This window comes from Hyphococcus lacteus (genome assembly GCF_041058985.1).
GTDB classification, from domain to species: Bacteria; Pseudomonadota; Alphaproteobacteria; order Caulobacterales; family Parvularculaceae; genus Hyphococcus; species Hyphococcus lacteus.
Map to the genome: position 1 here is coordinate 2252232 of NZ_JBEHZE010000001.1, position 11211 is coordinate 2263442.

An 11211-nucleotide genomic window follows, 5' to 3' on the forward strand; every position below is an offset into this window, starting at 1 on the left:
ACACGTGGTGAGAAGTCTTTAAAATCAAAGGTCATTTGAGGGGCTTAGCAACATTAAATCAGCTTAATGCGTTCTGATGTGGAGATAGTTTAGTGATCGGCCGCCGCGAAATGCGCTAATTGATTGGTGTGTACGGCGATAAAAGCGGGGCGGGCAGTCGCACGGTCAACATAGGCGCGGCACAAAGGATAATCGGCAAGACCATCAAATCGGTGTACCAATCGTAAGACATCTGCCATCAGAATGTCTGCAGCCGTAAAATCACCAACCAACCATTCGCGATTTTCTAAATAGCGATCCATGTTTTCGAGACGTGACGTTAGAAAAGCATCGAGCGCTTGCCGTCCTGGCGTTTCTTCTTGGTCATTCACGAATTTGTATATGGAGTACGGTAGAGCCGCCATCTCGACAGAATTTAGAGCTGCAAAAATCCACTGGGTGACTTTGGCGCGTCCTTGTGGATCTTTAGGCATCAATTTTTGGCTGCGTTCTGCAATGTAAAATACAATCGCACCACTTTCGAATATCGAAAAATCACCGTCCTCAAGCCATGGCACCTGGCCAAATGGATGATGCTCAAAATGCTCTTTCCCCCGATCCTGAAACGGTACACTCTCGACGCGATAAGAAAGCCCGGCTTCTTCAAGTGCCCAGCAGACGCGTAAGTCGCGAACATATCCACGAGGCGTTTCCGGCACCCAATCATAGGTTTTTACAACAAATTCATTCATACGATCTCTCCTAAATTCACATTAGGTCAGTATGGTTGTGAGGTTCAACCGTGCGCCGACCATTTCTAACTGAGAGATAAAAAGTATCCCGATACGGAGCGATTACGTATTTTGGGGTGGCGCGGCGTCGAGGAGAGGGCCGAACAATGCCTGAAACGACTGTTTCAATGCCTCGTCGGTTTCATCCATGGTCACGGGCAACCCTAAATCAACGAGGCTCGTGACGCCAAACCCGGGTGTGCTGACACCGCAAGGCGTTATGCCGCCAAAGTGTGAGAGATCCGGCTCGACATTGATTGCGATCCCGTGAAAGCTAACCCATTTGCGGATGCGAACACCGATCGCGGCAATTTTGTCTTCTTGAGGCGGGCCACCTGGCGTTGTGCGATCGACCCAAACGCCGACGCGATCGTCCCTGCGTTCACCTTTGACGTTGAAATGATCAAGAGCATCGATCAACCATTGCTCTAGGCCAAATACAAACGAACGAATGTCTTTCCCGCGTCGATCAAGGTCGAGCATAACATAGGCAACGCGCTGACCCGGACCATGATATGTGTATTGGCCCCCACGAGAGGTCTTAAAAACCGGGAACTTATCTGCATTCAAAAGGTCTTCGGGTTTGGCCCCGGTGCCACCCGTATAAAGTGGCGGATGCTCGAGCAGCCACACCAACTCATTCGCCTCACCAGCGCGGATTGCCGCCGCGCGAGCTTCCATCACCGCGACCGCATGATCATAGGATACGCGCTCAGGCGATATAGCCCATTCCACGGGTGAATCTGCCCGTAATTGCGTAAGCGTATTCCCCAGATCTGTCGGTAATCTTGCCACTGGTTTTGGGTTCCCGGTATTGCAAAGGGCTGAAATAATGTCCTTTACCGGTTTGAACAATAAGAAGTGCCCATTATTGGCTGTAAATAGGCTCTTAATCTCGGGGATTTGACGTTCTCGGGTAGATCCGTTCGAATTCCTGTCATTTTGGGCTTCACACAGCCTTAGGCTTTTGCTATCTCCGCCGCTCCTCGCTAGGGCGTGCGGTCGTGGCGGAATTGGTAGACGCGCAGCGTTGAGGTCGCTGTGGGGCAACCCGTGGAAGTTCGAGTCTTCTCGACCGCACCATTTTTCTTTGATGTCAAAGGGCTAACTCCCTGAAATTGCTTATATTTCCTGTATTCACCTGCAGGTTCCTGCAATTTCTCACGGTTTTTGGCCTACAAACTGACCTACAAAGGGGCCTACACTATGGGCGTGATGAGGGACTTAAATCAGCATCTCAAGAGGCGCGGAACGCGTTGGTATTATGTGCGGCGCGTGCCCAAAGAGTACGAGTTCTTCGATGAACGCGGCACGGTCTATAAATCTCTCAAGACAGAGAGCTTAGAACTTGCCAGAGCGCGGCGTGATGCGCTTGTCGAAGCAGATAACCAATATTGGCTCAGTGTAATGGCCAGCGGCGCTTTGCCGACGGATATAGCTATGCGGTCCTATAAGGCCGCACAGCGGCGCGCTATGGCCAAGGGCTTTGTCTATACGCCCGTTCAAGACCTCGCCGATGTGGCAACGCTTGAAGAGATAATTGAGCGGTTAAAAGCCATCCCGACCGACCCTGTTCCTGATAAGAAGGAAGCCGAGGCGGTTCTTGGCCTGGTAGAGCGTCCATCGCTCAAGATCAGCGAGGCAATGAACCTCTATTGCACCGAAATTGCGGTCAGCGAACTGCTTGGAAAATCCGATGAGCAGAAGAAGTCTTGGCGGAAGGTGAAGATGCGGGCGCTCAACAACTTCGTGAAATTAAACGGCGATATGCCCATGCACGAAATCACACGGGATCATGCCCGGAAATACTACAATTGGTGGGCTGGGCGTCTCGCCCCAAAGGACGGGTCAAAGCCACTCACAGCAAACAGTGCAAATCGCGACATCGGGAACATCCGCAAACTCTATCGGCAGTTTTGGGAATACGAAGGCGACGAAGGACGGGAAAACCCATTCCGCAATTTGAGCTTTGCGAAACAGCCGCCAAAAGACGTGCCGCACTTTACCAATGAATTTGTTCGCACGAAGTTTTTGAAGCCGGGAATCTTCAACGGACTGAACGCCGACGCGACGCTATTGGTTTACGCCATGATTGAGACAGGGTGCAGGCCAAGCGAATTGTCAAACCTATTACCTGAAAATATTGTTCTGGATGCCGATGTGCCGTTCATTCGCATAAGGCCACGTTCAGACCGGCAATTGAAAGCAAAGGCCTCTTCGAGAGATATTCCGCTGGTCGGATGTTCTTTGGAGGCGATGCGGCGAGCACCGAATGGCTTTCCGCGCTACCGCGACAAGGGGAACGTCTTGTCAAAAGCGATCATGGATGGATTGCGGGTTCGAGGATTACAGGCGACACCTGACCACCGCCTCTATTCCCTCCGACATTCGTTCGAGAAACGAATGCTGGAAGCGGGATTGGATTACGGATTGCGTTGTTTGCTCATGGGGCACAAAAACTCCCGGCCAAGCTACGGGGATGGTGGCTCAATGGCCTATCGGCGCGATGAATTGATGAAAATAGTGCATCCTATTTCTGATGAGTTTATCGAACGCCTTCCCATCGATATACTGACGTTACCTGTTCAAAAAATCGCTTAGCATTCAACCAAGCTAATTACCCGTGTCGTCACGAGTGCATTCAGGTGTTGGTGGAGTTTGGCAGGAATTGTGCCGCCAGAAATCACGACTCCTGCTTCCATATTGAGCTCCATGGCGTGTGTGGTCAGATTTGCGCTTGATATGAAGCATTGCTTTCCATCTGCGACAGCAACTTTCGCGTGTACCTTTCCGCCAATATGAGCGTCGCTCTTTCGATCCCATGAATAGACGAGCGCGTTGGGAAGGGCCGTCTTCATTTTACCAATCACGTCAAACGACACGCCACCACCAAAAGCCGCACTCGATTCCAGAAGCATTGAAACTTCCACATTTCTTGAAAGCGCGTTCGACAGAGCCTCCAAAACGGTTGGAAATGAATAAGCAACGAAACTTGTGAGGAAGAGTTTTGCCTCAGCGGCATCGATGACTTGAACGAGAGCAGGTTCGGTTCGCCTCGTTGGAACTAAGTTTGTCGATGGTCCCGTCCATATTAGATCAATTTGGCTTGTTTCCACCAAGCGAGTTTTGGCGAGGGCAGCCCCTTTAAGAATGCCGGCTACCTCGGGCAATGGCGCCTCGGCCAACTTGACGGTTCTGAGCAGTGCTTCCAGCCGCTCTCTTCCCATGGGGGTTCTGGCTGTCGCTGCTACACTTGATAGTGAACTAGGCTCAGAAGAAGCGATTTTATTTGCGACATGATCAGCATGATCACGTGTGGAATTCATAGCAAATTCCAAAATCGCGACCTCTAATTCTTCAGTCATTTTCAAACCCAAAGAAACTTGCTTCAGGAGCGTCAAAAGTCGGAACGATTAGGGCTCGATCAATATAACGATTTCCTTTCTCGCAAGATGTTTCAGCGACGAAAGAGCAAGCATGGCAAGCAGCGGCGTGCAATGAGCGGTCTTTCTCTGCTCGGTGTTCCGAACAAAGTGGATCAGAAGAGCAAATCTCTGCGCGGCCAATAGCTTGCGAGAGTAGCCGTTCCAGATTTTCCGGTTTTCCGAGATCTACTAGCCCACCCAGAGTGCCATCTGAATCAGCCGCCGCCGTGTAAATCAAGATGCCAGCTTGCGGATTATCCCCTGACGTGTCGGCATAAATCCGTTCTCGGATACTTGCAGCATTGTATCCGCACTCAAGCGCCAGCTCTCGGATTAGCAAATGTGAAAGAGTATGCAGCATCGCATATCGAATACCTGGAAAGCCTAGGTCAGGGTCTAACCCTCGTGCATTTCGCCATCCTCTGTGGCCAGCTAGCAGGTCCGCTTCGCGACCTTGTACGGCTGATTGTCCTTCCCAGTTAGCTACTCTATCTTCACTAAAACGAAGAAAGATGCCTTCGCCGTGAACTTGGTTGGCAGGAACCCATTCAGCAGCGTTTGTTGTGAGGTCTGCCATATCCGACCTCTCATCTGAGCTTACGTTTTCCTCGGGAGCTTCAACGCGGGTGAACCCCAGAAGAGCATTTACTTCTCGCAGGCGTTCTAAGAGCAGGACTGTTTGAATTGAGTTGTGGAACCCGTTTGGGGATTGAACGGTTCGGCTCATAAAGTGAGGCCAATCGCTCGGAGGGTTTGCATCAGTGAGAACGTCCCATTCAGGTCTCTTTATGTCGTTCTCGCTAACTTCTTGGGTTATCTCATTGCTCTTAATCGCTTGAATGGCCGCCCAAACTGCATGCGGCTCATGTTTGTCAATGCCGGGCAGGCTCGCATTCTTTGCAAGTGTGCGGACAATGACTTTGACCTCGGCTTCGGACTCTGCGTCTTCAAAATATGTCCAACCGTCTTGCACGAGTTGCTTGATCGGTTCTTTGAACATCGGAATAGCCAATGCCGAAATCGTCACCGGAAACCAACTGTTTGTGGCACCTAGTAGGACGGCGCGGGGTTGTTCCGTGCAGCCTTCATCAAAACGCGACAAATGTGGGTGTCGGCCACGACACCCTGGTAAGTTATCTTGACCTGCTCTTCCAAACGCATGGGCTAGGCTTCTTGATACAGAGCATTGGTCACATTTTACCCAGAGGTTTTCAGTTTGAAGCGACGCACCGCTCTCGAAAAATCTAAGTGACCCTTTGCAGGAGGAAGGGCCACTATGCACAAAGTAGTGCCATGGAAAATCATCTAAATGACCTTCTCGGCAAGCCAAAAGGAAACGAGCAGGAACTGCGTCCGCATCCTTCGCGGGTTGGTCTCCCTTAGATCCCTTGCAACCTTTATGCACGAAGCGGGAGCGTTCTGGACGATACTTATGTTCTTTCAAGTCAAATAAGCCTAGATCATACTCTGATAGCAGTCCGCATTTGACGCAGCGCAACCATCTTGGAAACGGTTCTACCGGCACACCAATATGGGCTTCAGCTGAAAATGGATCGACCATTTCAGAGGTTTGAAAAGGCGGCATTCTTAAACTTGCAACTTGGTCTCCTAATACTGTCCGAACAGCTGCGAGTAGCCTTGATTCCTCAATAGGTTGGCAACGGTCTTTTTCCCAGCGATCGGTGCCCATTGTAACTACCGATAGGTTCGGCAAATCTACCAGTGCACCTGGCCCATACGTCCATAAAAGCTGGCTCGGCCTAACCTCTCCAACAGGAGACTTTGTACTGCTCATTCTTTATCTCCGTCTTCATCTTCAGCTATCGGAGGTGCAGACCAGTCAGGCGGCGAGACTGTGTTCTTCGCGCTGTTCATCATCAATCTAACGCCTGGTTCAACTTCCCGCATCGACATTGGCACCGTGAACTCTGTCCATGACTGAGCCCCTGGACGCGCAAGCAGTCCCACAGTGGTATCTTTGTTTGGCCCCTTTTTCTCATAGGCCAGTTGTCGTCCCCCTTTGGTGGCTTCCGATGCCCAGCGGTCTATGCGCTCTTTCAGCATATCCTCAGTGAGTTTTTCCGAGGCGGCTAGTTCGGTTACGGTGAGGGCTCGGGTTTGGAGAGCTTTCGCAACGTCTGTTACGTTTGTTTGACTGGCATTTGTTAGACTGCCTGCGCCCGTATTTGGATTAAACTCTGTCTCTCGGAGCCTTAGCAAACTTATAGCCGTGCCGGTCAATCCGCGATCCAATGCTCTTGGAGAAAACGGTGTAACCGACTGAGCCTCTACGTGTTTATAGAAGGTCGCGTGATAATGCTCAAAAGTCTCATAGTGAGAAAGATCCCGTGGGCGCGCCCAAGTTAGCACAGTACAAACGAGGCCAGGAAATGACCGGCCAACGCGGCTGGTTGCTTGAATATACTCGGCTGTGCCCTTGGGTTGCCCATTTACCACCATAAGCCCGAGGCGATTCACATCAACGCCAACTGATAGCATATTCGTCGCTAAGACGATGTCCACAGATCGAAGGTCATCGTCTGACCAATCAGTTGCGAAATGCCTCTTTGAGGTATCGAATTTCGACTTGAACTTAACCTCGAGACGATCAAGATTTTTTGGGATGTCACTGCTTGAAACTCGGGACGTGAGTTCCGCAATGTTCTTTACACTGCGCTGTGCAAGTCCGGGGCGGTCAACGAGACTCATCTGAACGCGATACGAACGTGTTTGGACGTCGTCTTCTGAGAGGCGCTTCATACCACCCAATTCCCTCAGAGAATTGAAATACCCAACGGTCGTCAGATAAGGGTCGGCGGCCTGTCCAAACCGCTCAAACAGAAACTGTGCGCCGGTCAGGAAAGCCGTGTAAACACGAATTAACATAGCGGGGCGCGAGCTACCCGGTGAACATATGCCCAAATAACGACGGCCCGGATTCCCCTTGATAGGTCTCTGAACAGAGAAAAAATTATCATCTATATCCAGACCAGACGGCGGAAAAACGCAGACGTTGCGCATGAAGACATTGGCGACTTGTTCTTTGGCTTTCCGAACGGTCGCTGTGGAAGCAATAATCTTCGGCTTCACCGTTATTGATTCATGCTGCCAAGATGCCAGTTCATCAATGGCCGATTCATAGAGTCCAACCATCGTTCCGAGTGGTCCGCTTATGAGGTGAAACTCATCTTGGATAATCAGGTCCGGGGGGCGAATCTTTGTTATTGATTTTGCCGTGGATTTAGCAAGACCGTTTCTTGCGGTATGGTTGCCCGAGCAGTCAGCATCTGGCCAAATAAGCCCATGCCTTTCACATTCAGTGTCAGCATTTCCAAAGAGTGTCCGCACTTCGCCTCTCCAGGCCATCATTGCGAATTTATCCACGGTAGCGATGAGCATTGAAGGAGGGCGATGGTAAATCTCTTCATCCACCACGAGAACAGGCAAGCCAGGGTGTGTATTCTTAGACGATTTTCCTCGTGAAAATTCGCAGCTTCCTCGTTTATCCCCGCAGTAAATTGTGGTCCGTTTAGCTTGTCTATCGACTTCAATATCTCGACCGGGTTGGATTTCTGATCCGCACCATGGGCAGCTCGTAAGCTGGGCTGGTGACGCGCTACCCGCATTGTATTTGCTCTCGTCGCGAACATCTTCGATTGCGCGGTGACTATCGGCAGTATTTCCCGGTGTAACCTTATTCCCGACCCATAGGCCGATCGTGAAGGGGCTTTCGCCTAATGACATATCGCCGTTTTTAATCGCCGATGCTCTAAGCGATTCCATCGCGCACAAAAGGGCTGTTCCACGTTGAAATTGCTGAAGCGTAAGCAATCGCAGCGTATAACGCATGATCACCGTCAAGCCGCGTGTGCCATCATAACCTGCGAACTTTCCCTGGAACCGACGAATAGCCATCGAGAACGCTGCCACTCCGAGGTAGGCTTCAGTTTTACCGCCTCCTGTTGGAAACCAGAGCAAGTCCGCGAACGCTTCAACCGGAACCGTGCGATCCTTATGTAGGGGATTTGCTAAAGACGGCAGAGAAAGAAGTAGGAAGGCTAACTGGAAGGGTCTCCATGATCTGTTCTTGCGTATGTCGATGTCGCTCAGCGTCAACTTCTCACCACGCCGTTGAGACAAGGAGTAAATACTGCGAATACGTTGGTTTGCCATTGCAAGATTTGCGAACCGAAATGCCTTCAATGCGTCATCTTGCGTCGGGTCGGCTAGAACCTGAATTCCCTCCAGCAATCGAGTATGTATTTCCTGGCATGCATCCACAGCGGCTTGAGATGAAACATTATGTCCAACCGCATCTGTTGCCATGCGCGATGCCTGATAGGCTATCCAAGACTGGTAGTCGTCCACCAGTATCGACAGCGCGCTAACAAGGTCTGGTCGCTCCATTTCAGCGAGTGATTTCATGTCGAGATAGCCCTCATTGACCAGCTTGCGCATAGCTGCTCGATCTTCAGGGTTGAGGCCCGGAGTTTCAGTCACTGGAACCTCAAACTCGGGAATAATGACAGTGCGGACCTCGATCGCCCGCTCTGGGTTATCTTCAGATGTTACCGCGTGAATGGCGACACCATGACCAACCGCAAATTCGACATGATGCCGATAAATCATCTCTAGGCTATCGCGTTCGTGATCAACGGCACCGGATGCCGGAGGCGCTTTGCGCCGGAAGATGTTTCCTACTCTGTCGGAATCGGTGCTTCGCGCCATAATTGATGGTTGGAAAATCCACGCTGTATCTTTGTTCTGTGGTGGGTCTTCTTGGGCATTCACGAGGAAAACTGTTATCAGCCGATCCCCGTTGTCATTCAGTGCTCGCACTGTTCCTTGAATTCGGACTTCAGGATTGTCTGCATCGGGGGCGACATGGAAAATTGGGCCTTCCTGCAAGGGTAGCGTGAGCTTGCCTCCACAAGGAATACGTTGCCAAATTCGCGCACGCGGGCCTTGCTCTTTCTCGCCCGTTTCACGGTTTCGCCGGATCTTGAATATTTCGGTATCGTAATCGCGTTCATACCGTCCCCATCGCGCTTCAATTTCGACCTCTTTCACATCGCCATCGACGCAAAACGTCATGCCAAAGCTGGAAGGGACTAGGGATTGGTTGCTTGCTGCGTCAATTTCGTCACCATCGCTATCGTCCGGTGTAACGCGGCCAGTAGTGCCGTCAAACTCCGCACCCGGCTCATGGCGACCAGAGTGTATCTCAAGGTCGGTTGGTTCTTCTTCCGTGCTCGCCTTATCCTCGGCAAGTGGTCCTGCTAGACCTTCAATACCGCCTTGTTCAGCCACGGTAGGAGCGAACTTGCCGACGAGGTAGCGATCACGCACACCCATATCGACGATCTTCTCATGGGGGCCATTTGCTGGGCCAAGCAGATCATCACTGACCGCAAGCTGTAAAAGCTCTCGAATGTAGGGTTGGTTAGCCAATCTTGGAAAACCATCAACGGTTTTGCCGACAAGTCCCGGCGTGACGTTTACAAAGTCCGACCATTGGAGGCGAGCAATCTGTCCTCTCGTCGGTAACGCAAAACCAATGTCATGGACTTTTGTACCTTTGTCTGAGGCCAATAGCTCTTCAAAATATACGGTCGTAAGCGTTTCGGACGATCTGACGCGTAGGGTTTTTCCGATCCGCGTTATCACTCCGTTAGGCGTGGCAATCAAAAACCAATCACCTTCTCGAATTGCGGAATACAACATCGGATCGCCGCTGAGCTCTAGCGCGCAGCTGGGGAAACGGAACTCATACTTGCCGTCATTGCGGTCTGCCGCAATCCAGCACATCGCGCTGGATTCATCTCGGGTTTCCGAAGCCAGTCTTTGGTCGATTACATTATTTGCCATGTTCATGTGTAACGGTGACAAGCCGGAGACCACAATCCGTTCGTTGAAAGTCTCGTTGCCAAGCTCGGCATTCAGGCGACCAAGAAGTTCATCCAGGAAGCTGCTGCTGACAGACGTGACGCCTTTGAAATCAAGTTTTATCGCGCCTTCAACATCAGGAAGAAGGGATATGATCTTACGGCGCAGTCGAGTGGCGGGAGGACGGCTGCCCGTGTGATTGCAGGTGTCCTTGATAGAGATGCCATACTCCGCAACGCGCTCGGCTTCTGCGTCGATATATGACCAGCCTGCTGACCCTATCCATATGCTGTCCAAGGCAACCGGATTGTTCAAATCGAAGGAAAGCGAAACACATGTGCCGTCAAGCTGGGCAGTTTCTGAAAAGCCTTGATCCCGCCCGTCCGTCATCCGGTATTCAGCACCGCCAGAGCTTACACAGATTGAGCCATTGTTTTTGCTGATAATCTCCAGGCTTCCGGCCATGCCATTGCCTTGGCCGATATTGCTGTCGCGGGTAACGCCGCGTTCTAAGGCTTTTTCGATTGCTTGGATGTCGCTGCTTATATCAAAGCTGCTGCCCAATGACCCCCTGAGCCCTATGCCGCTGTCGCATATGGCGATGTTCAGGCGGTTGAGTTGCGGGAAAAGCTGGGCGCAGACAACACCAGGGCTTTTCGTTTGTGAGTGGATGAAAATGTTGTCCACAATCTCATTGATAGCCCATTCAAAAGCTGGCAAAAATTCGCGTGCATTGTCGAACTGCTGAAGCACAATGTCTGAGATCGCGTTGACGGTCTCGAACACATCGTCGCTGTCGCGAACGAGCATGATCGGGATAAAACGACCCGCATCGGGACGGCGTCCATGGTCCGGTTCAGGTAAGCCGAGGACCCGATGGAAGTTCATTCGGGCGAGATAGCCCTCAACGGATGATTCGCCTTCAATCGCGATCTTGTTTCCCAGACCTTGTTGCGAGAGCAGGTAGCTCGTCAGAAGCGCAATTGCATCGGTTTCAATGAAGCATTCTTCTGGGAATCTCAATTTCATATTGCCGTTGCGCCGCGAGTCAAATTCGCCTCGCGCTGCCATCGAAGTTCGGAGGGATTCTAAAGATACATTGCGATCGAAAATCAAGTAGCTCTCCATCA

The 11211-nt window shown here is 51.3% G+C and carries 6 protein-coding genes, 1 tRNA gene and 1 pseudogene; 2 read left to right on the plus strand and 6 right to left on the minus strand.

The genetic code is table 11. From position 1 onward, the window contains the following. Window positions 1-89 precede the first annotated feature (89 nt). On the minus strand, window positions 90-731 hold the full coding sequence (locus ABFZ84_RS10735; RefSeq protein ID WP_369314018.1) for a glutathione S-transferase family protein: 642 nt from the start codon (window positions 729-731) through the stop codon (window positions 90-92). A 102-nt stretch (window positions 732-833) separates the two neighbouring features. Next, entirely contained in the window at window positions 834-1565 is a 732-nt protein-coding gene (lipB, locus tag ABFZ84_RS10740; protein ID WP_369314019.1) for a lipoyl(octanoyl) transferase LipB, read from the minus strand. Window positions 1566-1768: 203 nt separating this feature from the next. Between lipB and ABFZ84_RS10745 the strand changes: the two genes are divergently transcribed. Beyond that, window positions 1769-1853: transfer RNA gene (locus tag ABFZ84_RS10745), tRNA-Leu, on the plus strand. Window positions 1854-1976: 123 nt separating this feature from the next. Further along, window positions 1977-3371 carry a DUF6538 domain-containing protein gene (locus ABFZ84_RS10750; RefSeq protein ID WP_369314020.1) on the plus strand — a complete coding sequence of 465 codons (1395 nt, stop codon included), beginning with the start codon at window positions 1977-1979 and terminating at the stop codon, window positions 3369-3371. Here the strand turns inward: ABFZ84_RS10750 and drmC are convergent. The 4 genes and pseudogenes from drmC to ABFZ84_RS10770 all read right to left on the minus strand — a co-directional run. After that, a complete protein-coding gene (gene drmC / locus ABFZ84_RS10755; RefSeq protein ID WP_369314021.1) occupies window positions 3368-4135 on the minus strand; it encodes a DISARM system phospholipase D-like protein DrmC in 768 nt (255 codons plus the stop codon). The genes ABFZ84_RS10750 and drmC overlap by 4 nt on opposite strands. Beyond that, a complete protein-coding gene (drmB, locus tag ABFZ84_RS10760; RefSeq protein WP_369314022.1) occupies window positions 4128-5990 on the minus strand; it encodes a DrmB family protein in 1863 nt (620 codons plus the stop codon). The genes drmC and drmB overlap by 8 nt, the downstream gene beginning before the upstream one ends. Continuing rightward, window positions 5987-10003 carry a DISARM system helicase DrmA gene (gene drmA, locus ABFZ84_RS10765; protein ID WP_407067109.1) on the minus strand — a complete coding sequence of 1339 codons (4017 nt, stop codon included), beginning with the start codon at window positions 10001-10003 and terminating at the stop codon, window positions 5987-5989. The genes drmB and drmA overlap by 4 nt, the downstream gene beginning before the upstream one ends. Window positions 10004-10087: 84 nt before the next feature. Then, window positions 10088-11209, minus strand: a pseudogene (locus tag ABFZ84_RS10770) (STAS-like domain-containing protein); the annotation flags it as partial. Between the last annotated feature and the right edge of the window lie 2 nt (window positions 11210-11211).